The 24,247-nt window shown below is 73.3% G+C and carries 18 protein-coding genes; 12 read left to right on the forward strand and 6 right to left on the reverse strand.

The features are described 5' to 3' along the window. Nucleotides 1-14: 14 nt before the first annotated feature. Nucleotides 15-3,131: a beta-N-acetylglucosaminidase domain-containing protein gene (locus tag ABD932_RS04235; protein WP_486389363.1), complete on the reverse strand. Its 3,117-nt coding sequence runs from the start codon at nt 3,129-3,131 to the stop codon at nt 15-17. A gap of 219 nt (nt 3,132-3,350) precedes the next feature. On the opposite strand from ABD932_RS04235, the gene ABD932_RS04240 reads away from it, so the two are divergent. Continuing rightward, nucleotides 3,351-3,932 (forward strand): Rv1733c family protein, encoded by a 582-nt coding sequence (locus tag ABD932_RS04240; protein WP_345008706.1) that lies wholly within the window; start codon nt 3,351-3,353, stop codon nt 3,930-3,932. 94 nt (nt 3,933-4,026) lie between these two features. Here the strand turns inward: ABD932_RS04240 and ABD932_RS04245 are convergent, their stop codons facing one another. The 3 genes from ABD932_RS04245 to ABD932_RS04255 form a co-directional block, all read right to left on the reverse strand. Then, nucleotides 4,027-4,770: a DUF4142 domain-containing protein gene (locus tag ABD932_RS04245; RefSeq protein WP_345008707.1), complete on the reverse strand. Its 744-nt coding sequence runs from the start codon at nt 4,768-4,770 to the stop codon at nt 4,027-4,029. Between the two features lie 104 nt (nt 4,771-4,874). Continuing rightward, complete coding sequence (locus ABD932_RS04250) at nt 4,875-5,768, reverse strand: alpha/beta fold hydrolase (protein WP_345008708.1); 894 nt, start codon at nt 5,766-5,768, stop codon at nt 4,875-4,877. Nucleotides 5,769-5,789: 21 nt separating this feature from the next. Then, nucleotides 5,790-6,830 carry an alpha/beta hydrolase family protein gene (locus ABD932_RS04255; protein WP_345008709.1) on the reverse strand — a complete coding sequence of 347 codons (1,041 nt, stop codon included), beginning with the start codon at nt 6,828-6,830 and terminating at the stop codon, nt 5,790-5,792. Between the two features lie 169 nt (nt 6,831-6,999). Here ABD932_RS04255 and ABD932_RS04260 point away from each other — a divergent pair, with 169 nt between their 5' ends. Further along, nucleotides 7,000-10,173: a SpoIIE family protein phosphatase gene (locus ABD932_RS04260; protein WP_345008710.1), complete on the forward strand. Its 3,174-nt coding sequence runs from the start codon at nt 7,000-7,002 to the stop codon at nt 10,171-10,173. Between the two features lie 92 nt (nt 10,174-10,265). On the opposite strand, the gene ABD932_RS04265 is transcribed toward ABD932_RS04260, so the two are convergent. Then, complete coding sequence (locus tag ABD932_RS04265) at nt 10,266-11,759, reverse strand: alpha/beta fold hydrolase (RefSeq protein WP_345008711.1); 1,494 nt, start codon at nt 11,757-11,759, stop codon at nt 10,266-10,268. 158 nt (nt 11,760-11,917) lie between these two features. On the opposite strand from ABD932_RS04265, the gene ABD932_RS04270 reads away from it, so the two are divergent. The 10 genes from ABD932_RS04270 (at nt 11,918) to ABD932_RS04315 (ending at nt 23,408) form a co-directional block, all read left to right on the forward strand. Beyond that, nucleotides 11,918-13,174, forward strand: coding sequence for an ATP-grasp domain-containing protein (locus ABD932_RS04270; protein WP_345008712.1), 1,257 nt, complete (start codon nt 11,918-11,920; stop codon nt 13,172-13,174). Next, nucleotides 13,171-14,016, forward strand: a complete 846-nt coding sequence (locus ABD932_RS04275; RefSeq protein WP_345008713.1) for a Rossmann-like domain-containing protein — start codon at nt 13,171-13,173, stop codon at nt 14,014-14,016. Before ABD932_RS04270 ends, ABD932_RS04275 begins: the two co-directional genes overlap by 4 nt. Beyond that, the gene (locus tag ABD932_RS04280; RefSeq protein ID WP_345008714.1) at nt 14,013-15,104 is read left to right on the forward strand and encodes a PLP-dependent cysteine synthase family protein; all 1,092 of its coding nucleotides are present in this window, start codon (nt 14,013-14,015) and stop codon (nt 15,102-15,104) included. The genes ABD932_RS04275 and ABD932_RS04280 overlap by 4 nt, the downstream gene beginning before the upstream one ends. Next, the gene (locus ABD932_RS04285; protein ID WP_345008715.1) at nt 15,101-16,159 is read left to right on the forward strand and encodes a dipeptide epimerase; all 1,059 of its coding nucleotides are present in this window, start codon (nt 15,101-15,103) and stop codon (nt 16,157-16,159) included. The genes ABD932_RS04280 and ABD932_RS04285 overlap by 4 nt, the downstream gene beginning before the upstream one ends. Further along, the gene (locus ABD932_RS04290; RefSeq protein WP_345008716.1) at nt 16,143-17,405 is read left to right on the forward strand and encodes an MFS transporter; all 1,263 of its coding nucleotides are present in this window, start codon (nt 16,143-16,145) and stop codon (nt 17,403-17,405) included. The genes ABD932_RS04285 and ABD932_RS04290 overlap by 17 nt, the downstream gene beginning before the upstream one ends. Nucleotides 17,406-17,740: 335 nt before the next feature. Further along, nucleotides 17,741-18,505 (forward strand): class I SAM-dependent DNA methyltransferase, encoded by a 765-nt coding sequence (locus ABD932_RS04295; protein ID WP_345008759.1) that lies wholly within the window; start codon nt 17,741-17,743, stop codon nt 18,503-18,505. Between the two features lie 19 nt (nt 18,506-18,524). Next, the gene (locus ABD932_RS04300; protein ID WP_345008717.1) at nt 18,525-20,090 is read left to right on the forward strand and encodes an ABC transporter substrate-binding protein; all 1,566 of its coding nucleotides are present in this window, start codon (nt 18,525-18,527) and stop codon (nt 20,088-20,090) included. Next, nucleotides 20,087-21,040 (forward strand): ABC transporter permease, encoded by a 954-nt coding sequence (locus tag ABD932_RS04305; RefSeq protein ID WP_345008718.1) that lies wholly within the window; start codon nt 20,087-20,089, stop codon nt 21,038-21,040. The genes ABD932_RS04300 and ABD932_RS04305 overlap by 4 nt, the downstream gene beginning before the upstream one ends. Beyond that, a complete protein-coding gene (locus tag ABD932_RS04310) occupies nt 21,037-21,846 on the forward strand; it encodes an ABC transporter permease (RefSeq protein ID WP_345008719.1) in 810 nt (269 codons plus the stop codon). Before ABD932_RS04305 ends, ABD932_RS04310 begins: the two co-directional genes overlap by 4 nt. Nucleotides 21,847-21,893: 47 nt before the next feature. Next, entirely contained in the window at nt 21,894-23,408 is a 1,515-nt protein-coding gene (locus ABD932_RS04315; RefSeq protein WP_345008760.1) for an ABC transporter ATP-binding protein, read from the forward strand. A 98-nt stretch (nt 23,409-23,506) separates the two neighbouring features. Here ABD932_RS04315 and ABD932_RS04320 read toward each other — a convergent pair whose 3' ends face one another. After that, entirely contained in the window at nt 23,507-24,214 is a 708-nt protein-coding gene (locus ABD932_RS04320; protein WP_345008720.1) for a DUF2470 domain-containing protein, read from the reverse strand. Between the last annotated feature and the right edge of the window lie 33 nt (nt 24,215-24,247).

The following is a 24,247-nucleotide window of genomic DNA, read 5'->3' on the forward strand; positions in this document are numbered from 1 at the left end:
CTCCAGCGCGCTGATCACTCCACGGGTACGGGCGTCAGCGCCACGGCCAGCGGATAGGCCCCTGTCCTCAACGGCTCCTCGGCGGCGCCCGACGCGGTGTCGACCGGGACGAGGGCGTTTCCGTCGGCCGTCGTGACGTACGCCGTGCCGCCGTTCCAGTCCAGGGCCACGTCGAACGCCGACTTTCCGACGGTCACCTGCTTGCCCGGGGCGCCGGACACCGTGTCGACGGGCGTGACGCGGTCCCCGGTGCTGGGGCTGACCCACAGGGTCCGGCCGTCCGGCGACAGCCCGAGGCCGTAGGCCTGACCGGAGACCAGCAGCGTCGGCTCGGTGTCGTTCGTCGCCGTGTCGATCGGGGTGACCGTCGATCCGCCGGAGTTGGACACGTACACCGTCCTCCCGTCCGGCGCGGCGACGACGTTGAAGGGGCGGGGGCCTACGGCGATGGCCTTGCCCGCGCCCTTGGTGGTGAGGTCGACGGGGCTGACCGTGTTGTCGTGAATGTTGGCCACGTACAGCGTCCTGCCGTCCGGTGTGACCGCCATGTTCTCCGGACCCGAGCCGACCGCGACGGGTGCCCCCGCCTTCAGCGTTCGCGTGTCCACCGGCTGGACCGTGCCGTCCGTGTAGTTGGCGACCCAGAGCGTGCCGCCGTCCGGGGTGAGGGCGAGCCCGGCCGGGACCCGGCCCACGGCGACCGTGGCGGTGACCGTGCTCCGGGCCACGTCGATCACGCTGACCGTGTTGGAGCCCTGGTTGGCGGCGTAGGCGGTGCGCCCGTCCGCGCTGACGACGACCTCGCCGGGGTTGCCGCCGACGGCGATGTCCGTGGTCGTACCGGAACCGAGGTCGACGGAACTGACCGACGCGCCGCTGAAGTTGGCCGTCAGGGCGCGGGAGGATCCGGTGCCGTCCGTGACCCGGACCGGTATCGCGCGGGTGAGGACGCCCTCACCCGACACGACGACGGAGTGCACGCCGGGCGCGGTGGCGGTCAGTGTGACGGTGGCCGAGGTGCTGCCCCCGGCCGGGACGGTCACCGTGCCCTCGCTCGGCGAGGCCGTGACCCCGTCGGGCACGTCCAGCTTCCAGGTCACGGTCTTGGCGGACGTGGACCGCTCGTCGGACAGGTCGAGGGTCACCGTCCCGAATGAACTCGGTTTCAAGGAAAGGGAGTTGGGCGTGAAGGAGGCGTCGACCCCGGGGCCGGGGGCGCTCTCCAGCAGCGTGGTGTAGAGGAACTGGTCCATCACTCCCGGGGACACCTGCTGGGGGATGGCATCCAGCCCCTTGCGCTCGCCCCTGAGCCGGTTCCAGTACGTCGACACTGCGTCGGCGTCCCCGCGCTTGCCCGCGAGCAGCAGCTCCACGGCCGTCTCGCCCGCAGTGCCGTAGCGGCCGAGTTTGTCCAGCCAGGCCGACGTCTCCGCCAGGAACCCGGGGTTGTCGAGGCGGGCGCGCAGCTCGGCCGGGGTGGCCGCCATGTCGGTGAAGTACGACTTCAGCCGCGCCGCCGCTCGATCGAGACCGCTGTCGTTCTCGTAGGCCTTGCGGAAGGCGGCGATCAGGGCGGTGAGGGTGGGGGACTCGGTCTCGTCGAGCTGGGAGGAGTAGTTGTTCTCGGCGAAGACGCGAAGCCATTTCGCGGCGCCGGGTCCTGCCAGATCCCGTACGGAGGCGAGAAACGCGGCCCGGGGGTCGTAGGCGTCCGGGTTCCAGAGGTACGCGGCCGAGGTGAACAGCGCGATCCGGCTCGCCTCGCCCTGGACCATCGGGTTGGCGGTCACACCGGTCGCGGCGCTCGCCACGCCCGGCTCGCGGCCCGTGTAGGGGCCGAGCAGGAGGCGGCTGGTGACGTAGTCGTTGACCGGGTAGTTGTCCCAGACCAGGATCGGGTGGCCGTACACCTCACGTGCCTGGGCCACCTGCTCGGCGGTGATGGTCGGCGCGATCACGCCGACGCCGGTCCACTCGACGACCACGGACGGGTCGAGCTTCTCCCGCAGGGCCTTCTTGTAGGGGGAGTCGGCGAGGTCGGAGTACTCGGTGGGGACCATCTCCAGCGGCTGGAGGTCCGGGTGCCCGGCCGTGAACTCCCGCCACACCGTGTTCAGCAGATGGGCCTGCGCGGTGCCCGCCGCGCCGCCGCCCGTGCCGAACTCCGTCTCGTCGGCGGCACAGTTCCACTTGGTGTAGCTGATGTCGTCCAGCGGGATCGCGAAGGAGCGCACGCCGATGTCGTACAGCGAATCGAACTTCGCGGTGAGCGCCTTGATGTCGGCGTCGGAGGAGTAGCAGACGGAGAGGCCGGGGGAGAGGGCGTAGGTGAAACGGACGTGGTTGGCGCGGGCCCGGTCGACGAGTTCCTTCAGCTTCGCCAGTTCGGCGGGCGGGTACTCGTCGCGCCAGCGGGCCCGGAGGTAGTCGTCGTCCTTCGGCGAGTAGACGTAGACGTTCTGCTTCGTACGGCCGTAGAAGTCCAGCTGGGCGAGGCGTTCGGGGTGTGACCAGGGGGTGCCGTAGAAGCCCTCGATGACTCCGCGCAGGGCGGCCGTGGGCCAGTCGCGGACGGTCACCGCGGGCACCTGGTTCGCGGTGACGAGTTGGCGCAGCGTCTGGGCCGCGTAGAAGGTGCCGGTGGCGTCGACGCCGGAGAGGGCGACGAGGGCGCGGCCGTGGGAGCGGCCGGAGGCGAGGGCGTAGCCGCCGGAGGGCAGTCCTGCCGGGGACTTGGCGCCGAGGTGCTTCAACACCGGTCCGGTGGCGGTGTTTTCGGTGGGGCCGCCGACGTAGACCGTGAGGGCGGAGGGCGGCGGTCTCTCGCCCGCGGGCACGGTGACGAGGTGCCGGGCGCCGGCCTCGCGCAGGACCGATGCGACGAGGCGCCGGGCCGAGGGGTCGGTGTCCGGGCCGACGACCTCGACGACCCGGTCGGGGACGGTGAGCCGGGCCGGGCCCGTGTGCATGCTCTTGGGCGTCGGCCAGATCTGCGGGGTCCGGTCCGGGGGTTCGGTCCTGGCGGCGGCGATGGTGGTGGTCGGGGCGATGAGACCGAGGGTCAGAAGCAGAGCGGCGGCGGCCGACAGGAGCGGGCGCCGTGGATGTCTGACACGAAGGGATGGCAGCACGGATCCTCCCGTAGTGAATGTATCCACCGGGAGATGCTAGAGATGCTGAATGCTTCATTCAATGGCGCCGGTGCGACTGCGGTGCGACTGCGGTGCGACTGCGGTGCGGCTGCGGTGTGGGTTCGGTCCCGGGTTCGGTTCGGGTCCGTTCGGGAGGCAGGCTGCCGTAGGTGGCGCACACTGGATATATGTGCCGTCGGTGCTCAAGGGGGTGTCGGCATGGCTGCTTCGGAGTGCCCGAGGGTGCGGCTGTGGCGGTGGCGGCGCAGTCCGCTGAGGCGGCGCAGTGACCTCGTCGAGGCCTGGGTCGTGCTGTGCGCGTGGGTGTTCGCGCTGGTCGGCGCCCTGTTCGCGGGGATGGTGGCGGCGGACGCGGTCACGCACTCCGCCGAGGAGCAGCGGGCCCAGAGCCGCAAGGTGACGGCCGTACTGGTGAAGGACGCGGAGGACCCGGCCGCCTCGCGGGTCGGCACCGACCATCTCGTGTGGGGCATCGTCCGGTGGACCGACCCCGACGGCACGATCCGCACGGACGACGCACGGGTGCCGCCCAAGTCGCACGCGGGCAGCAAGGTCGACGTGTGGACGGACCGGAACGGCGCCGTCGTCAACCAGCCGCTCTCCGAGACCGAGATCCTGCTGCACTCGATCGCCGGTGGCGTCCTGGCCGCGGGGGCGGCCGGCGGCGTCGTGGTCGGGTGCTCCTGGCTGGTGCGGCTGGGGCTGGAGCGGCGGCGGATGGAGCAGTGGGCCGCGGAGTGGGAGCGGATGGACACGCCGTGGGGGTGGAAGACGGGCTGACACGGAAGACGGGGTGACGCGGCGCCGTCGCCGCGGCTGGGCCGAACGAGCCGTGGCGACGGATGCCGTATCGCTGTGTGCTGTTCCCGCTCCGTCAGCCGGCCGACGGGCTCGGGGCCGGGGAGGCGGTGTTGAGGTCCTGCAGGTCCTTCGGGATGTTGAGGACGAGGACCGGGGTGCCCGGCTGCGGCGGCGGCGGGGTGGTCTGGTCCTTGGGGAGCTTCGGCGGGGTGGTCTGCTGGAAGTTGTTCGCGTCGAAGTTCACCAGGCCGGTCTTCTCCAGGACCGTCATGTGGTCGAGCACGGTGTCGTTCGCCTGGTCGGCCAGCTGACGGACCAGCGTGTTCTGGGTGTTCGCCCGGATCTTCGCGACCACGGGGAAGATCTGCCCATGGGTCACCCGCATGATGGCGGTCGCCGTGGCGTCGAACTCCTGGCCGCTCTTGGAGTCCGCGGTCGCCACGAACTGCTGCTGCTGCGGGCTCGCCTGGTTGGGCAGGGTGATGCCCAGTTCGGGCGCGATCTTGCGGCAGGTCTCGTCGAGTCGGCCATGCCCGACGACCAGGTGCTCCCCGGCCTCCTTCATCGCCGCGGTCGTGCCCTTCTGCATCGAGATCAACCCGAGGGGGTGCTCCCACAGACCCGCCGCGCGGACCTTGACGACGAAGTCCCGGTCGGCCTCGGTCAGCGGGCCGTAGCGGGTGTTGGCGATGATGCGGTCCTGGTTGGCGGAGGTGTTCTCCACGCCCAGCATGGCGGGGTAGGCGAGGGCGGAGAGGGTGAGGACGAGGGCGCCTCCCACGAAGACGGTGCCTACCATGCGGCGCGAGACGGGCATCGTTACTCCTGACGTGAACGGCCGGTACCCCCTGAGGTACGGATGGATCGCGCGAAACAATCATCGCCGCGGGAAAAAACTTGCGGTTCGCTGTGCGTCGTCCGTCACAATCCACCGCGAAACGCGTGTACGGCACGCGCCGCGCGTTCGCCACGGCTCCCCCGCCCGGACTCCGACGGCGCTCGGCGCCCCTCCGCGACCAGGGCGGCCACCTGACGCGCGTACTCGGCGGGGTGGGTGACGTGGGGGACGTGTCCGGCGCCTTCGAAGGTGTACGTCGCCGCCCGGGGGAGCGCGCCGCCGAGCCGGCCGACGATCCTGGCGAACCACGGCGGGCTCTCGCTGCCCTGCGTGAGCAGGGCCGGCCCGGGAAAGCCGGAGAGCCGGCCGAGGTCGAGCTCGGCCCACTCCGGGTCGTCCTGCTCGTCCGCGAACGTGGGCGCGTTGGCGCGGAACGTCTCCCGCACCCGCTCCGGCATCCGCTCCCACTCCCCGGGACCGAACGCGACCTCGTCCACGAACTGCCGTGCCCCCGCGACCGTTTCACCCGCCCGCAACCGGTCGACGACGGACGCCATGAGCCGCCCGGTGGCCGCCATCAGCGGCCGCGCCTCGGGGTCGTCGGCCACGATGCCCATGAGCGGCGGCTCGTGCGCGACGATGCCCCGGAAGAGCTCCGGACGGCGGGTGGCCAGGCCCAGCGCCGTCGACGCGCCGAAGGAGTTGCCCGCGACGAACGCCGGGGCGAAGCCGAGGGTCTCCATCAGTGCCGCCAGATCGTCCTCGTCCTCGCGTCGTGTCCCCTGTCCCGGCGGACGCTCGCTCCGGCTGTGTCCGCGGCGGTCGTAGACCAGCACGCGGTGGTCGCGGGTGAGGGCCGCCAGGGCCGGGACCCAGTTGTGGTGGTCGCCCCAGGACCCATGGACCAGGACCAGCGGATCGCCGTCGCCCGCCACCTCGTAGAAGAGCTCGACGCCGTTCACCGCGACCTGTGGCATGCCCTTTGCTCCCCTTGCCGATCAGCGCAGATGGCGTTCGAAGAAGGCCATGGTGACGTCCATGGAGTCCGGCCACCGCGGCCCGAAGGTATGCCCCTCGCCCTGGTACGTCCGCAGCTCCACGTCCTTGCCCGCCGCCTCGAACGCGGCGACCGTCGTCCTCGTCCACGCCGGCGGGCAGGTGTCGTCGGCGGTGCCGTGGTGGATCAGCAGGGGCTCGGTGACCCGGTCGACGTAGGTGACCGGGGAGACCTGCCGCCAGAACTCCGGGTTCTCCTCGGGTGTGCCGTGCGCGGCCTCGATCTCCTCGACGAGGGGATCGCCCTCGGGCCGCTGGAACCGGTCGATGTTCTGCTCCGGGCGCGAGCTGACCGGCGCGAAGACGACGGCCGCGTCGAACAGCCCCGGCGCCACGACCAGCGTGTTGTACACGACCCCACCGCCCATCGACCGCCCCAGCAGCCCGATCCGCTCGTCGTCGACGTTCGGCCGGGCGGCGGAGCGCAGCGCCAGGACGGCGGCGATGACGTCCTCGGTGTAGCCGAGCCGCAGGTTGACGTCGTTGTCGGGGTCGTCGTCGGAGCCCGCGTGGTTGCGGTAGTCGGTGTGCAGGACGACGTAGCCGTTGCGGGCGAGCAGGTCCTGCTCGCGGGGCATGCCCTGGCCGGTGGTGTAGACGTCCGGGTCGATATAGCCGTGCGCCAGGACGAGCGCCGGGAACGGGCCCTCGCCGCGGGGGACGTTCATGATCCCCGAGATGGTCAGGTCGTTCGCGCGGTACGTGACGGCGTACTGCGTGTAGGCGTCGGTGCGGACGCGTACGGCGCCGAGGCGGAGGTCGGAGCCGTGGTGCTCGTGCTGCATCAGGGCAGGGAGGGAGACGGGGTCGGCGGGTGTCGGGGAGGGCGAGGGCGGCGCTGCGGGGGCTTCGCTCGTGGCCCGGGGTGACGTCGGCGGGGCGGCGGTACGAGCCGTGTCCTGGCCGTCGGCCCCGGTGCAGCCCACGGCGGCCACCAGCGCCAGCGCGGCGGCGAGACACGAGGCGCCCCGCGGGAACCGCATGACGTCCAGTATCCGGCCGTCGGTCTGCGGACGCTTCCGCTCCGCGAGGCCGGACCGAGCCGTTGTGAGGCACGTCACAATGAGGCTAGGGTGATACCGCTTGGAGAAGCCCCGCCGGGCCGTGGGCCGAGTGACGGCGAGCGCGACCGGACGGCTTCAGGTGAGGGAAGTGATCCCGTTGTCCGTCGCCTGGGACGACATCGGCGGGCTCGTCGATGCCCACGAACGATTCCTCGCCGGCTCACTGGTCGAGTCGGACGTTCGGGACTCGGTGCTGGACTCCTGGAAGCGATGCCGATCGGCGGGGCTCGAGCCGCATCGGCTGGCGGTCCGCTACACCGAGGACGTGGCGCTCGACGACCGGGTTCTGCGCGCAGTGGACCCGGTCCTGAAGGAGTTGTCCGCCTCCCTCGCCCATGTGGGCATGACGATCGCGCTCTGCGACGCACAAGGGCGTATGGTCCAGCGGCTCGGTGGTGACCGACAGCTGTGCGAGCGCCTCGACGCGGTCCGGTTCGCCCCCGGCTTCGACGCCTCGGAACCGGTCGTGGGCACCAACGGCGTCGGCACCGCCCTCGCCGAGCGCGGACCGGTCTACATCGCCGGCCGGGAGCACTTCGCCGACTGCCTGCAGCCCTTCGCCTGTGCGGGGGCGCCCGTCCGGGATCCGCTCAGCGGGCGCATCGAGGCCGTCCTCGATCTCACCTGCCTGCGCGACCAGGGCGACCCGGCCATGGTGCGGATGGTCCGCGAGGCCGCCCGCGCCATCGAGGTCCGGCTGCTGGAGCAGGCCACCCAGCGCGAGCGGGCGCTCCTCGCCGCGTACCGGCTGGCCGACGGCCATGTGCGGGGCCGGCCGAAGCGGCCCGGGGAAACGCCGCCCGGCCAGGACGGCGGCGCCCTCGGCCGGGTCGACCTGGCGGTCCTGCGCGAGAAGGCCGAGGAACTCCTCGCCTCACCGCACCGCACCCTCGACGAGATCACCCTGCCCAGCGGCCGGACCGCCACGCTGTTGCGCCGGCCGGTGCGGGGAGCGGCGGGGGAGAGCGGGGTCGCGGTGGAGGTACGGGTGCTCGGCGGGCCTCGCTTGCGGCATGTACGGGCGGCGTCGGTGGGCGGGCTGGGGTCGGCTGCGCTGACCGTGCGGGGCGTGGGCGGGGCGGGGGCCGCGGGCGTTTCTGCCGGGCAGGGCGCGGTCGGGCCGGCCGCGCGGGATCCGGGTGGGCCGGTGGCGCCGGGTCCGGGTGGGCCGGTGGCGCGGGCCCCGGCACCGTCGCACGCGTACGCGCCGCCCGCGTCTGCGTCCGCGGCGCGCACGTCGGCGACGGCGCCGCCCGCACCAGGCGTGCCGACCACGCGGCGTGTGCCGCCGACCTCCGCCGAGTCATCGCCACTCACACCGGCCTCCGCCCGCCCCGCGCCCGGTTCCATCGGGGCACCGCCCGCGCCGACCCGGCCCGAAGCGCCGCCCACCGCGACGCACCCAGTCGTACCCCAGCCGCCCACCACCCGGCCCGCCCCGGGCGCCGACCGTGACGGCGACCGTGCCGCCCCCACCCTCGAACCCCCGCCCCGGCCAGCCACCCTCCCCGAACCCGAGCCGGACGGCGTCGGCGCCGACGGCTGGCTGCTTCTCGTCGGCGAGCCCGGTGTCGGGCGGCTGGCCGTGCTCGCGCGGCGGAGGCTGGAGTTGCTGCACGACGCGAGCGTCCGCATCGGCACGACCCTCGACGTGACCCGCACCGCGGAGGAACTCGCCGAGGTGACGGTCCCCCGGTTCGCCGACTTCGTCGCCGTGGATCTGCCCGACCCCGTGCTGAGCGGCGAGGAGCCGGAAGTGCTCGGCGGCCGTGCCGCGTTGCGGCGGGTGGCCATGCGGGCCGTACGCAAGGATCCGCACAACCTGTACGACGTCGGCGATCTCGTCGAGTACGTCCCGTCCACGCCGCAGGCCCGTTCCCTGGAGACGAGACAGTCCGTACTGGAACCCGTCCTGTCCGAGGCGGGCGGCTGGATCGCGCAGGACCCGGAGCGGCTGGAGCGGGTGCTCGCGGCCGGCATCCACTCCCTGATCACCGTGCCGCTGCGGGCTCGCGGCACCACCCTCGGCGTGGTCAGCTTCTACCGTTCCCTGCGGCCCGCCCCCTTCGAGGACGACGACCTCTCCCTCGCCCAGGAACTCGTCGGCCGCGCGGCGATCTGCATCGACAACGCCCGCCGCTACACCCGCGAGCACAACACCGCCCTCACCCTGCAGCGCAGCATGCTGCCGAGGGGGCGCCCCGAGCAGAGCGCCGTCGAGGTCGCCTACCGCTACCTGCCCGCGCAGGCCGGCGTCGGCGGCGACTGGTTCGACGTCATCCCGCTGTCCGGTGCCCGGGTCGCGCTGGTGGTCGGTGACGTCGTCGGCCATGGGCTGCACGCGGCCGCGACCATGGGCCGGCTGCGCACCGCCGTCCACAACTTCTGCTCCCTGGAGCTGCCGCCCGACGACGTCCTCACCCACCTCGACGACCTGGTCGGCCGGCTCGACCGCGGCGAGGGCTGGGCCGCGGAGAGCTCCCCCGACTGCGGCATCGTCGGCGCCACCTGTCTGTACGCCGTCTACGATCCGGTGTCCCGGCGCTGCACCCTCACCCGCGCCGGGCACCCGCTGCCCGCGGTCGTCGCCCCCGACGGCACGGTCGAGTTCGTCGACCTGCCCTCCGGCCCGCCCCTCGGCCTGGGCGGCATGCCGTTCGAGACGGTCGAGCTGGAGCTGGCCGAAGGCAGCCAACTCGTGCTCTACACCGACGGGTTGATCGAGGACCGCCATCACGACATCGACGCGGGCCTGGACAAGCTGCGCGCCGTGCTGGCCCGCGTCGGCCGCCCGCCGGAGGAGACCTGCGAGGCCGTCCTCGACGCCCTGCTCCCGGCCCGGCCCGGCGACGACGTCGCGCTGCTCGTCGCCCGCACCCACGCCCTGGGCCCTGACCGGGTGGCCCAGTGGGACCTGCCCAGCGACCCGGCGGTCGTCTCCCGCGCGCGTGTGGCGGTCACCGAACGGCTCGCCGCCTGGCACCTCGACGAGCTGGCCTTCACCACCGAGCTCATCGCCAGCGAACTGGTCACCAACGCCATCCGCCACGCCGCCGGCCCCCTTCGGCTCCGCCTCCTGCGCGACCGCGCCCTGATCTGCGAGGTCTCCGACGGCAGCAGCACCTCACCGCGCCTGCGTCGCGCGCGCAGCGAGGACGAGGGCGGGCGCGGACTGTTCCTCGTCGCGCAGCTCACCGAGCGGTGGGGGACGCGGTACTCACCCAGCGGGAAGATCATTTGGGCGGAGCAGCCGTTGCCGTGACGCCTTGGGGGCTGCCGCCCCCAGACACCCTCTTCGGCCCTTGAGGGGCCTCGTCCTCAAACGCCGGACGGGCTGAATATCGCTGACCGGGGTCACGACGTCCCCGGCAACCCCGGCCCCGCACACCGCACATCCGCCCCCGGCACCACCCCGTCCACGAGATACGCCGCCATCGCCCCGTCCACGCACGCGTTCCCCCGGCTGGCGAACACCCCGTGGGAGTAGTCGTCGTCGAGGACCACGAGCCGGGAACCGGGCAGTACCTTCCGCAGTTGCCGGGCGCCCTCGATCGGCGTCACCGGGTCGTGCGCGGACGCGACCAGCAGGACCGGCGGGGCGGCCGGGCTGCCCAGGGGTGTGCGGTGGTGGGGGCGGTGGTGCCAGTACGCGCAGGCCGATGCCTCCATGCCGGTCAGGATCGGCTGCGGGTCGAGGTGGCGGGTGCGGTGGATGTCCGCCAGGATCTCGCGCGGGGTCGGCCCCGGGCCGTCCGCGCACTTCACGATCCGGTTGGCCGCCTCGTAGTTGCGGGTCTGAGGGCTGTCGAAGGCGGACGCGGGGCGCAGGCCGTCGGGGCTGCCGTCGGTCAGGTAGGTGTGCAGTCCGTCGGCGAGGCCCGACCAGCGCTCGGTGCGGCCCAGGGCACGGTAGACGGCGCGGTCGAACTCCGCCGGGCCGAAGCCGTTCACCGGGCGGGCGGCGAGGCCGTGGCGTACGCGCAGGTACGAGCGTCGTACGGCGTCCGTGCCGTCGCCGAGTCCGAAGCGCTCCGCGTGCGCGGCCGTCCAGGCGAAGAAGGTGTCGCGGGCGCGCAGCATCGCACGGCTCTGGACGACGTCGAAGTCGTACCAGTCCCAGGGGCCGACCACGCTGTCCAGCACCATGCGGCCGACCCGGTGCGGGAAGCGTGCCGCGTAGGCCGCGCCCAGGTAACTGCCGTACGAGACACCGAGGAAGTTCGTCCGCGGTTCGCCCAGCGCGGCGCGGATCGCGTCCATGTCGTACGCCGTCTGTTCGGTGGACAGATACGGCAGCATGTCCGTTCCCGCGCCCGCCGCGCAGTCGTCGGCCATGCGGCGCAGCGAGGTGAGGTACGTCCGCTCGGCCCGCGGGGTCGTCGGTACCGGGTCCGTGCCCGGAGCGGTGAACAGGCCGCCCATCGGGCCGCAGTCCACCGGGGTGCTGCGGCCCACGCCGCGCGGGTCGAAGCCTATGACGTCGTACGAACGCCGCACGCTCGCGGGGAGTTTGGCGCGCTTGGTCACCGCGTAGGGGAGCCCGGAGCCGCCCGGGCCGCCGGGGTTCACCAGCAGGACGCCGCGGCGCTCGGCCGGGGTGCCGGAGGCGGGGACGCGGGAGACGGCGATCTCGATGCGCCGGTCGGCCGGGTCGTTCCAGTCGAGCGGGACCGTGAGGCGCCCGCACTCCACGCGGTCCGGTGCGGGCGGGGCCGGTACGGAGTCCGGGCAGGGGCCGAAGGTGAGGGAGGTCGACGCGCGGGCGGGCGTGGCCGTGGCCGTGGGGAGCAGGGCGGCCGCGGCCGCGAGGGCGCACAGCAGGGCGGTGGGGCGGGGCGGGAAGGACAAGAGGTCGCTCCGAAGGCGGCAGAGGCAGCTGGGTAAGAACGGGGTAGCAAATGAAAATGATTATCGATAACGTGTGCGTGTCAAGTCCGGCACCCCTCCCGTCGAGGGGTGTCCCGGGCTGCCCTGACGTCTGAACTCGCGGCACGAAAAGGGGAGTTGTGGCTCATCTGCTGGTGGTAGAGAGCTGGGTCGGGTCGATGAGCAGGCTGCTGCCACGTGCGATCCGGGAGGGCGGACACGAGTTCACCTTCCTCACCCGTGACCTGCATCACTACCTGCGCTCGGCGCCCGAGGGGGTGGCGCATCCGCTGCTCGGTGCCCGCAACGTGATCACGGCCGACACCAACGACCTCGACGCCCTGCTGCCCGAAGTGGAGCGGCTGCACTCGGTCCTGGGCTTCGACGGGGTGATCACCTCCTGCGACTACTACCTGCCGACGGTGGCCCGCATCGCCGGACACCTCGGGCTGCCGGGCCCCGGCCCCGAGGCGGTGGAGAACGCCTGCCGCAAGGACGCCACCCGCCGTGTCCTCGCCGACGCGGGCCTGCCCGGACCGCGTTTCGCGGTGCACGAGGAGTGGGCCGACCTCGCGCGGGCCGCGAAGGAGATCGGCTACCCGGTCGTCGCCAAGCCGGTCGACCTGTGCGCGGGCATGTATGTGCGGCGCGTCGACGACGAGGCCCAACTGGCGGAGGTCTTCCGCGCGTTGGCCGACTTCCCGGTCAACGCCCGGGGACAGCGGCGCACCCCCGCCGTCCTCCTCGAAGAGCTCCTCGACGGCCCCGAGGTCAGCGTCGAGACCGTGTCGCACGGGGGAGCCGTGCACCTGGTCGGCGTCACCGACAAGAGCATCGGCGGAGCGCCCGCCTTCATCGAGACCGGCCACATGTTCCCCGCCGCACTGCCGCTCGCCGACATCGACGCCGTCGAGCAGACCGCGCTCGGCGCCCTGAAGGCCCTGGGGCTGACGGACGGGGTCGTGGCGCACACCGAGATCAAGCTGACCTCCGCCGGGCCGCGCCTCGTCGAGGTCAACCCCCGGCCCGCCGGCAACCGCATCACCGAGCTGGTCCGCCATGTCACCGGCATCGACCTCGCCGCCGCCTTCGTGGACGTCGCCCTCGGCCGCGAGCCGGACCTCAGGCGCGCCGACACCGGGCTGCGCAGCGCCGCCATCGGCTTCCTGGTCCCGGACCGCGCGGGCACGCTCGAGGCACTCGACGCCGGACAACTCACCGACGAACCAGGCGTGTTGGAGGTGCAGCTCGCCGAGCCCGGCAAGACCGTGAAGGCGGCGGGCAGCAACAACGAGTACCTCGGTCATGTCATGGCCGGTGACCCCGACGGCCTCGGCGCCCGCGACCGCGTCGAGGGCCTGCTGGCCGGGCTCCGCGCGGGGCTGGTGATCCGATGACCGCCGTCAGCGCCTCGTCGACGGCGCCCTGCCGGACGTACGACGAACTCGTCGCCCGCGTCCGCGAAGGCGCCCTCGGCCCCGACCCGCACACTCAGCGCGTCGCCGTCGCCTTCACCACCCGCCAGGCCGTACGGCACGACGGGCGCGGCACCGGCTACCGCAACGAGGTCCTCAGCCTCCGCCTCGCCGAGGCCGTCGGATCGTGTGCCGTCGAGCCGGGGGAGCTGCCCGACAGCGCGCTCGACGACTGCGTCGGCGCCGATGTCGCACGGCTCCTCGACCATCCGCTGGCCGCGGTGCGGGTGGCCGCCCTCGACGCCTACCTGATGCACGTCACCCCGCACACGCCGGACCACGGGGCGCTGCCGGTCGCGCTGCCCGCCGGGTCGTCGCTGGGGAAGTCCACGGCGCGGGCGAAGGCGGTCGTGGAGCTGCTCGACCTGCCGGCCGGTTCGACCGTTCTGGTGGTGGGGGTCGTCAACTCACTTCTGGAAGCGCTGCGTTCGCGCGGGCTCGGCTATGTGCCCTGCGACCTCAAGGGCGGGGTGACCGAATGGGGCGAACCCGTGGTCGCCGACGCGCTCGCCGCCGCCGGGAGCTGTGACGCGCTGCTCGTGTCCGGGATGACCCTGGGCAACGGCAGCTTCGAGCCGCTGCGCGAGCACGCCCTGCGGCACGGCAAGCAGCTGGTGATGTTCGCGCAGACCGGCAGCGCGGTACTGCCCCGATTCCTCGGGCACGGCGTGAGCGCGGTGTGCGCGGAGCCGTACCCCTTCTTCTGGCTCGACGGCGGGCCCGGCGTCGTCCACCGGTACCGCTGTCCCGGGGGTGTGCAGTGACCGTCACGACCACCACCACCGCCGTACGCCCGCCCGCCGCGCGCCCCGAGTTGCTCGCCCTGCTCGGCCGTACCCCCGTCGTCCGCGTCACCAGCGAACTGCCGCACCCCCACCCCGGTTTCTGGGCCAAGCTCGAAGGGCTCGCCGCGGGCGGAATGAAGGCGCGGGCCGCCGTCTCGATGCTGCTGGGTGCGCGCGAGCGCGGTGAACTGCGGCCCGGCGCCCCGGTGGTGGAGTCCACGTCCGGCACGCTCGGCATCGGGCTCGCCTTCGCCGGACAGGCCCTCGGCCATCCCGTCGTCCTGGTCGGCGACAGCGAACTGGAGCCGTCCATGCGGCAGTTGCTGCGCGCACACGGCGTCCGTCTGGAGCTCGTCGACCGCCCGGCACCACAGGGCGGCTGGCAGGCCGCCCGGCTCGGCCGGCTGCGCGAACTGCTCGCCGAACTGCCCGACGCCTACTGGCCCGACCAGTACAACAACCCCGACAACACGGTCGGATACGCCTCCCTCGCCGCCGAACTCGGCGCCCAGCTCGACCACTTGGACATCCTGGTGTGCAGCGTCGGCACCGGCGGCCACAGCGCGGGCGTCATCGCCCCGCTGCGCCGGCGCTGGCCCGCGCTGCGGCTCATCGGCGTCGACGCCACCGGCTCCACCATCTTCGGCCAGCCCGCCCGGCCCCGCCTGATGCGCGGCCTCGGCAGCAGCATCCACCCGCGCAACGTCGCCTACGACGCCTTCGACGAGGTCCACTGGATCGGTCCCGCCGAGGCCGTGGACAGCTGCCGACGGCTCGCCCGGGGCAGCTTCGTCAGCGGCGGCTGGAGCACCGGCGCCGTCGCGCGGGTCGCCGCCTGGGCGGCCTGTGTGCACCCGGGTGCGGTCGTCGCCACCGTCTTCCCCGACGGGCCGCACCGCTATCTCGGCACCGTCTACGACGACGACTTCCTCGCCGCCCACGGCCTCGACCTGGCCGGTGCCGCCACCCGGCCCGTGGAGATACCGCACCCGTACGCCGCCGAGGCGAGCGGGTGGGCGCGGTGCACCCGGGTCGCCGATCCGCTCTCTCTCGGAAGGACACAGTGAAGGCCCACCTGCGCACCGTACGTCTCGAACTCGCCGAGCCGCTGCGCATCTCCCGATCCACCATGTCCGCACGCGAGGCCGTGTGGCTCCGCCTCGAGCACGAGGGGCTGTCCGGGTACGGCGAAGCCGTCAGCAGCGTGTACTACGGGCTCGACGCCGAGACGCTGGTACGGCTGCTGGCGGACGTGAACCTGAGGCGATTCGCCGATCCGGAGCGTGCCCTGGAGGCCCTGCGAGCAGGGGAGTTGGCATCGGAGGCAGCCGATACGCCTCCCGCCGTCACCGCCGCCGTCGAGTCCGCGCTCCTCGACCTCGTCGGCAAGCGCGCGGGTGTCCCCGTCCACCGTCTCCTTGGCGCGCCGGTGCCCCCCGTGGCCGCCACCGCGCGCACCATCGGCATCACCTCGCCGACCCGCGCGGCCGCCGAGGCCCGGCGCCTGGCCGCGAGCGGCTTCGACGTCGTCAAGGTCAAGGCGGGCACCCCCGACCCCGAGGACGACGTCGAACGCGTACGGGTCATCCGCGACGCCGCTCCCCGGGTCCGGCTGCTGCTCGACCCCAACGGAGCCTGGAGCACGACACAGGCCGCGGCCCTGCTGCCGCGCTTCGCCGACCTCGGCGTCGAAGCCGTCGAGCAGCCCCTCGCGCCCGGCGACCCGGACGCGCTGGGCGCCCTCGCCGAGCGGTCGCCGCTGCCCGTCATCGCCGACGAGGACGCCGTCTCCCTGGACGACGCGCGGCGCCTGGCCGGGCGCGTCCACGGTGTCAACGTCAAGCTCGCCAAGTGCGGCGGCGTCCACGCGGCCCTGCGCATCGCCGAGTCGATCGAGGGCAGCGGGACCGAGCTGATGCTGGGCTGCCTCACCGCCAGCACCCTCGGTCTGGCGCCCGCCGTCCAGCTGGCCGACCGCGCCCGCTGGACCGACCTCGACGGACATCTGCTGCTCGCCCACGACCCGTGGCACGGGATCGGCGGCGCCGACGGCTTCGTACGCGCAAGTGCCCGTCCGGGGCTGGGCGTCGAGGAGGTGACGGCACATGAAGACGTGGCGTGAGATGCGCGGCTTCCCTGTCGCCGTCCAGCTGCTGCTGGTCAACCAGCTCGGCGTCAACACCGGCTTCTACCTGCTCATCCCTTACCTCGCCACCCACCTCGGCGAGAACCTCGGCATGTCGGCGGCGGTCGTCGGGATCGTCCTCGGTGTGCGCAACCTCAGTCAGCAGGGGCTGTTCATCATCGGCGGCTCGGCGTCGGACCGGCTCGGGGCGCGGGGCGTCATCATCGCCGGGTGTGCGCTGCGGACCGTCGGGTTCGGGCTGTTCGCGCTGGGCGACGGGCTGCCGGTGCTGCTCGCCGCGTCCGTGCTGAGCGGGCTCGCGGGGGCGCTGTTCAACCCGGCCGTGCGGGCGTATCTCGCACAGGAGTCGGGGGAGCGCAAGGCGGAGGCGTTCGCGCTCTTCAACGTCTTCGCGACGACCGGCGCGCTCATCGGGCCGCTGCTCGGCAGCGCGCTGCTCCTCGTCGACTTCCGTACGTCCGCGCTGACCGCCGCCGGGATCTTCGCGGTGCTCACCGTGGCGCAGGCACTGGTCCTGCCCGCGCGGAAGGTCGAACCCAGCGGGAGCGGTGTCCTCGGGGACTGGCGCGAGGTGCTCGGCAACCGCGCCTTCGTGGCTTTCGCGCTCGCCATGGTCGGCATGTTCACCCTGGAGAACCAGCTCTATCTGCTGCTGCCCGACGGCGCCCGTGCGGCCACCGGCTGGGACGGGGCGGCGGGTATCGTCTTCCTCGTCGGTACGGTCACCAACCTGGCGCTGCAGCTGAGAATCACGCGGAGCCTCAAGTCCCGGGGCCACAGGGCGGGTTGGATCGCGGCCGGGCTCGCGCTGATGGGGCTGGCCTTCCTGCCGCCGGCCCTGGTGGCGGGCGCGGGAACCGCCGGCTGGCTCGACGCCGTACCCGTGCTGCTCGGCGCGCTGCTGCTCTACCTGGGCGTCATGATCGCCTCGCCGTTCGTGATGGAGCTGATCCCCCGCTTCGGGCGGTCCGAGCTGACCGGCACGTACTTCGGGATCTTCTACGTCGTCTCGGGCGTCGCCGCCGCCGTCGGGAACACCGTCGTGGGCTGGGCCATGGACGCCGGGGAGAGCGACGGCCGCGCGTGGCTGCCGTGGGTGTGCTGCACCGTGTTCGGGCTGGCCTCGGCGGCCGGGGTGGCGTGGCTGCATCGACGCGGGGCGCTGCCGGCCGATCCGGCACCGGCGGCTCCCGTGCAGGCCGGAGAGAGGAGTTCGGCGTGAGCGCGACGCGGGGCGGAGAGGTGTATCCGCACGCGGTCGGCGGCGAAGAGGCCGACGGAGGTTCAGGTGCCGTCACCACCGAGCCCGTCGGCTGCGAGCCGGACATGGCGGTCGTGCCCCCGGGCGAGTGGGCAGACGCAGGCCGATACGGGGCCGCCGCGCGGTGCGAGCGGGAGTCCGGCCGGACCATCGCGGCAGCGGGCGGGGACGGTGGCCTCGATGCCGGCGGTCCGGGTGGGAGCACCGGCATCGGCGACGTCCGCCCTGGCGGGACCGGCAACTCCGTCAGCGGCGCCCCGCACGCCGGCCGCAACCTCCTCACCGACAACCCCGCCCTGTACGAGGCCCGCTTCCCCGACCTCGACCGGCTCGCCGGGCGCTGGGCCGAGGACTGCCTGCGCCGCCACGGCGCCGGGCCGCGCGTCCTGGACATGGGCTGCGGCACCGGCCGCGACGCCGCCCACCTGCACGCCGCCGGCCGTACGGTGACCGGCGCCGACCTGTCCGAGGCGATGCTGGCCCACGCCCGCGCCCACCACCCGGGCCCGGCGTACGTCAGGGCCGACCTGCACGGCTTCGACGTGCGGGACCTGGGCCGGGACGCCTTCGACGCGGTCGTCTGCCTGGACAGCTCCCTGCTGTACTGCCACACCAACGACCAGCTCGACGGCTTCCTCGCCTCCTGCCGCCACGCCCTCGCGCCGGGCGGGCTGCTGGTCGCGGAGATGCGCAACGGGGCGTACTTCCTCGGCCGTACGGACCTCCTGGACGCCCCGTCCGTCAACGCCTTCACCTGGCACGGCACCGCCTACCGGTCGACCACGACGCTGACCGTCGACCGCACGGCGCAGCTTCTGCGCCGTACCCGCGTATGGACGGCCGACGACGGATCGCCGCCCGTCGAACAGCGCTCCGCCTGGCGGCTGCTGTTCCCGCAGGAGCTGCGTCACCTCCTCGCCGCGCACGGCTTCGAGGTGCTCGAACTTCACGACGGCCCCGGCCCGCGCACCGAACCCCCTTGGCGGGAGGGCGAGTTGCCCGGTACCGCCACCGACGCCGACCGGCTGCACCTCGTCGCACGCCGCCGCCACACCCTCTGACCCGAAGGATCACTCACCCATGCATGACGAACGTTTCCCCGGCCTGCGCCGTCGCGGCTTCCTCGCCGCCACCACGGGCGCCGCCGCCCTCGCCCTCGTCGGCTGCGGCGGCGGCACGGACGACAAGGCAGCCGGTGGCTCCGGCACCCCGAAGCGCGGCGGACGGCTGCGTGCCGCGTTCGCCGGCGGTGGTGCGAGCGAGACCCTCGACCCGCACCTGGCCAACCTCTTCGCGGACGTCGCCCGCGCCAAGGCCCTCTTCGACAAGCTCGCCGACTACGGCGCCGACCTCTCCGCCGAGCCCCGCCTCGCCGAGAAGTGGGAGTCCAACAAGGGGTTGGACCGCTGGCAGGTGACGCTGCGTCAGGCGACCTTCCACGACGGAAAGCCGGTCACCGCCAAGGACGTCCTCTACAGCTACCGCCGGATCGCCGACCCCAAGCAGGCCTTCCGCGCCAAGGCGTCCCTGGAGCCCATCGACCTCGACGCCAGCCGTGCCACCGGCGAGCGGTCCATCGAGTTCGTCCTCAAGCGGCCCACCGCCGAATTCCCCAACATCCTGGCCGCGTTCGGCGCGTACATCGTCCCCGAGAACGCCACCGAGTTCGACGCCAAGCCCATCGGCTCCGGCCCCTTCCGGTTCGTGTCCTTCTCGCCCGGCCGTTCCGCCGTCTTCCGCCGCTACGACGACCACTGGGACGGCGCCCCGCTCCTCGACGAGATCGAGTTCGTCGTCGCCAACGAGGAGTCCGCCCGCGTCAACGCGCTCCTCGGCGGCCAGGTCGAGTACGCGCACGAGCTCAACCCGACCACCGCCCGCGCGCACGAGGGCAAGGGCCAGATCGAGATCGTGCGGCTGCGCAACAGCGCCATGCAGGCCTTCTGCATGAAGACCGACCGGGCGCCCTTCGACGACAAGCGGGTCCGCGAGGCCTTCTTCCTGATCGCCGACCGGCAGGAACTCGTCGACGGCGCGCTGTCCGGCGCGGGCGAGGTCGGCAACGACCTGTTCGGCAAGGGATACGAGTACTACGCCGCCGACCTGCCGCAGCGCGAGCAGGACCTCGACAGGGCCCGCGCCCTGCTCAAGCAGGCCGGTGCCGAGAAGCTCAAGGTCACCCTGGACACCTCGGCCGTCGCCGCCGGGTTCACCGAGGCCGCCGGCATCTTCCGCGACCAGGCCGCCAAGGCGGGCGTCACGATCGACGTGAAGATGGGCAGCAAGGACTCCTACTGGAGCGACATCCTCGACGGCGGCACCCTGTCCTGCTACCGCTCCGGCGCCATGCCCATCGAGGCCCACATCTCGCAGCGCCTGCTCACCGGCTCCACCACCAACGCCACCAAGTGGCAGCACAAGGACTTCGACGCCCTGTACGAGCAGGCCCAGTCCACCCGCGACAAGACCGAACGGGCCGCCGTCTACGAGCGGATGCAGCGCCGGCTGTACACCGAGGGCGGCTTCCTCATCTGGGGCTTCGCCGACTGGATCATCGGAACCGCCCGCACGGTGAAGGGAGTGGAGACCAAGGCGCCCGCCAACACCCTCGACTGGGCCCGCTTCGACAAGGTGTGGCTCGCGTGAGCGGACTTCGCTCCTTCGTCGCCCGGCGGCTGCTCCTCGGTGTCGCGCAGACCTTGGCCGTCGTGCTGCTGGTCTCCGCGCTCACCGAGGCGCTGCCGGGCGACGCCGCGGTCGCTCTCGCGGGCGACCAGCCGGACCCGGCGCGCATCGCGGCGATCCGCGAGGCCATGGACCTGGACCGGCCGGCGTACGAGCGGCTGGCCGACTGGGCGACGGGCCTGCTGCACGGCGACTTCGGCACCTCCCTGACCTCCGGCCGCCCGGTCGCCCAGTACCTCGCCGACGGCTTCGGCCCGACGCTGCTGCTCGCCACGCTCACCCTCGCCCTCCTGATCCCGATCGGCTTCGGCCTCGGTGTGCTCGCCGCCCGTCACGAGGGGCGGCTCGTCGACCGGCTGGTCAGCTCGGTGACGCTGGCCGTGTACGCGGTCCCCGAGTTCGCCCTCGGGGTACTGCTGGTGACGGTCCTCGCCATCAAGCTGGCGTGGCTGCCGCCGACGGCTCTCGGCTACGGCACGGACCTGCTCGCCCATCCGGCGGCACTGGTCCTGCCGGTGCTGGTCCTGCTCTCCCGCCCGGTGTGCTCCCTGTCCCGCCTGGTGCGGGCCGGCATGGTCGACGCCCTCGCCTCCCCCTACGCCGCCCACGCCCGCCGCTACGGCGTCCCCGGCGCCCGTGTCCGCTACACGCACGCCCTGCCGAACGCCCTCGCCCCGGCCGTGCAGCAACTCGCCCGCACCGTCGACTGGTTGCTGTGCGGCGTGATCGTCGTGGAGGCCCTCTTCGTGATCCCGGGCCTGGGCACGGTCCTCCTCAACGCGGTCGCCGAACGGGACGTACCGGTGGTGCAGGGGCTGGCCGTGGTGTTCGGCGTGCTGACGGTCGTACTGAACCTCGGCGCCGACCTGGTGGCCCACCGGCTCACTCCTCGCGCGGGGGTGGCCGCATGACCACGCATCGCCGTTTCGCGCTCGGCCTCGGCGTCATCGTCGTCCCCCTCGTCCTCGCCCTGCTCGGACCGCTGCTCACCGCGGAACCCGGCCCCCGGGCCACCTCCTTCACCCTCGGCGGCGACCACTGGCTCGGCACCGACTTCGTGGGACGCGACGTCTGGCAGCAGGTCCTGCTGGGCGGCCGTACGGTCGTCGTCACCGCCCTGGCCGCGACCGCGCTCGCCTATCTCGTCGCCGTCCCGGTCGCGCTCATGAGCGCGCTCACCCGCGTGCGGTGGCTGGAGGAGCTGCTGATGCGGCCCCTGGACGTGCTGCTCGCCGTGCCGTCGCTGCTGCTGATCCTGCTGGTGGCCTCCGTGCTCTCGCCGGGAGCGGTCGGGCTCGCGCTGCTCGTGGCGCTGGTGAACGTGCCCGACGCGGCCCGGATCGTACGGGCGGCCGCGGGCGAGGCCGCCGCACGCCCCGCGGTCGAGGCGCTGCGCATGCAGGGGGAGAGCTGGTGGCGGATCGCCGTCGGCTACGTCGGCCGGTCGACGCTGCGCACCCTCGCCGCCGACGCCGGTATCCGGCTGACCGGCGTGCTCTACCTGGTGTCGACGGCCGCGTTCCTGGGTGTCGGCGTCGCGCCGGACGCCGCCGACTGGGCGGTCATGGTCGACCGCAACCGCACCGGCCTGTTCGTGCAGCCGTGGGCCGTGGTGGTGCCCGCGCTGCTGATCGTGGCGCTGACGATGGGCACCAACCTGCTCTTCGACGCCGCGTTGGAGAAGAAGCCGACCGACAAGAGGGGGCGACGCCCGTGAGCGACGTGACGGACTCCGTGGCCGAGATCCGTGACCTGCGGGTGGAGATGGACGGCCGCGCGATCGTCGACGGGGTGCGCCTGCGGGTACTGCCCGGACAGGTGACCGCCCTCGTCGGCGCCTCGGGCAGCGGCAAGACCACCACGGGGCTCGCCCTGCTGGGTGAGTACCCGCCCGGCGCCCGCGTCACGGGCGAGGTACGGCGCACCGTCGACGGCCCGGTGGGCTCCGACGGCCCGGTGGGCTACATCCCCCAGCACCCCGCCGCCGTCCTCAACCCGGCCCGCCGCGTCAGCGCCCTCCTCGACGACATCGCCCGCCCCCAGGTCCGCCACCTGCCTCGCGCGCAGCGCCGTACGGCGGCCCGCGCACTGGTCCTGCGCGCCCTGTCCGACGCCCAACTCCCGGACGCCGAAGCCCTGTTGTGCCGCTACCCGCACCAGCTCTCCGGCGGCCAGCAGCAACGCGTCGTCCTCGCCCAGGCCCTGCTGCTCGGCGCCCGCGTCATCGTCGCCGACGAACCCACCACCGGCCAGGACGCGTTGACCAAGAGCCGGGTCGTCGAGCAGCTCGCGGCGGTGGCGGCCCGCGGGATCGCGATCGTGCTGCTCAGCCACGATCTGGACGTCGTCCGCGCCCTCGCCGACGAGGTCCTCGTCATGCGCGCCGGCCGGGTCGTGGAGTCGGGCCCGGTGGAGCGGCTGTGGACGGCGCCGCGCCACGATTGGACCCGGCGCCTGCTCGACGAACAGCGTGCGGTGCCGCAGGGCGGGGCGGACGTCGGGTCAGCGCAACCAGTCCTGGAAGTAAGGGACTTGACCGCGGTGCACGACCGCCGCACCACCGTCCTGCACGCCCCGCGGCTGGCACTCCACCCCGGCGAATGCCTGGCCGTGGTCGGCCGCTCGGGCAGCGGCAAGACCACGCTCGCCCGCTGCCTCGCGGGCCTCCACCGCGACCACGACGGAGAGATCCTGCTCGACGGCGCCCCGCTCCCGCGCAGCCTGCGCCGCCGCAGCCGCGCCCAGCTCGCGGCCGTGCAGTACGTCTTCCAGGACGCCCGCGCCGCCTTCGACGAGCACCGTCCCGTCCTGCACCAGGTGGCCCGCACGGCGGTGCGGCTGCGCGGTGCCGAGGAACGGGCGGCGACGGACGAGGCGTTGGCGACCCTGAACCGCCTCGGTCTGCCGGAGGGGCTCGCCCGCCGCCGCCCCGGCGAACTCTCCGGCGGCGAACTCCAGCGCGCCGCCCTCGCCCGCGCCCTGCTGGCCCGTCCCAGGGTGCTGATCTGCGACGAGGTCACCTCAGGCCTGGACACGGTCACCCGGCGCGGCATCCTCGACGTCCTCGCGGGTCTGGTCGGCGAGGCCGAGGAGCTGTCCCTGGTCCTCATCACCCACGACCTGGACACCGCCCGCCTGGCTCACCGCATCGCCGTACTGGACGCCGGCGAGCTGGTCGAACAGGGCCCGGCACGACAGGTCCTGACGGAGCCCCGGCACCCGTTCACGGTCTCCCTCATGGAGACGACGGAGCGCCTGGAGGCGGGGACCCGGGCATGAGCCGAACATGAGCCGACCTCCGGGCGCGTGCGCGGAGGAGACGGGAAGGCCTCGGCGCCAGGGGCCCGGAGGTCGGCGGTATGGGGGTGCGGTGCCGCCTACGACCTGGTCGGCAGGCGTCGGCGGCGCGGACGGGCGGTGGCCCGGGCGAGCAGGAGGTGGAACTGGCGCACCGCCTCTCCCGGGTGGGTGGCCTGGGCGGCGAAGGGCAGGCGGGCGTCGTGGTGCGCGTCCGGTGTCTCCACGCGCAGCACCAGGCCGTGCCGGTCGAGTCGCAGCGGCCGTACGTCGCTCGCGCCGAGCTGCAGCCGGGGCGGGAGCAGCCGGGTGAGCGGGGCCACGGTGTCGGCGTGGGCCGCGTCCAGCCGGGCCAGCATCTCCGCCTCGTGGGTGGCCAGCGGGTCGGGCGAGGCCAGGGTCAGCTCGTCGAGGACGATGGTGGTCGTCCCGTCGTCCTCCGTGAGCACGGCCCGGGCGGTGTTGAACACCAGGGCCTTCGGGCCGAGCGCGGTCAGCCAGCCGCCCAGCGTCAGCCGGGCGCGCACCCGGTCGCGTACGGCGACGGGGGCGATGTCGGTGAACTCCACGAGGGCGGCCAGATCGCCGTGCGGCGCCATCGCGAGCTCGGCGGCCAGGTGTGCGTCCGGCGGGTTCTGCAGGAGCAGCCGGGCGGCGGCGTCGACGGTGTGCAGGCCGATCAGCTCGACGCGGTGGCCGTGCGTGGTGACGGTCAGCGAGCCGGCCGCCGAGAGCACCGAGCGGGCACGCTCGGCGGGCGTCGGCTCAGGGCAGGTGGCAGCGGACATGGCGACCTTTCAGGTTAGGTAAGGCTTACCTTA

The organism is Streptomyces shaanxiensis (genome assembly GCF_039537145.1).
Taxonomy (GTDB): Bacteria; Actinomycetota; Actinomycetes; order Streptomycetales; family Streptomycetaceae; genus Streptomyces; species Streptomyces shaanxiensis.

Bases quoted from the DNA above. Each gene is read 5' to 3' on its own strand.
- ABD932_RS04320 (WP_345008720.1), bottom strand. From the start codon at position 24,214: ATGTCCGCTGCCACCTGCCCTGAGCCGACGCCCGCCGAGCGTGCCCGC.
- ABD932_RS04240 (WP_345008706.1), top strand. From the start codon at position 3,351: ATGGCTGCTTCGGAGTGCCCGAGGGTGCGGCTGTGGCGGTGGCGGCGC.
- ABD932_RS04310 (WP_345008719.1), top strand. From the start codon at position 21,037: ATGACCACGCATCGCCGTTTCGCGCTCGGCCTCGGCGTCATCGTCGTC.
- ABD932_RS04250 (WP_345008708.1), bottom strand. From the start codon at position 5,768: ATGCCACAGGTCGCGGTGAACGGCGTCGAGCTCTTCTACGAGGTGGCG.
- ABD932_RS04290 (WP_345008716.1), top strand. From the start codon at position 16,143: ATGAAGACGTGGCGTGAGATGCGCGGCTTCCCTGTCGCCGTCCAGCTG.
- ABD932_RS04315 (WP_345008760.1), top strand. From the start codon at position 21,894: ATGGACGGCCGCGCGATCGTCGACGGGGTGCGCCTGCGGGTACTGCCC.
- ABD932_RS04275 (WP_345008713.1), top strand. From the start codon at position 13,171: ATGACCGCCGTCAGCGCCTCGTCGACGGCGCCCTGCCGGACGTACGAC.
- ABD932_RS04300 (WP_345008717.1), top strand. From the start codon at position 18,525: ATGCATGACGAACGTTTCCCCGGCCTGCGCCGTCGCGGCTTCCTCGCC.
- ABD932_RS04255 (WP_345008709.1), bottom strand. From the start codon at position 6,830: ATGCGGTTCCCGCGGGGCGCCTCGTGTCTCGCCGCCGCGCTGGCGCTG.
- ABD932_RS04245 (WP_345008707.1), bottom strand. From the start codon at position 4,770: ATGCCCGTCTCGCGCCGCATGGTAGGCACCGTCTTCGTGGGAGGCGCC.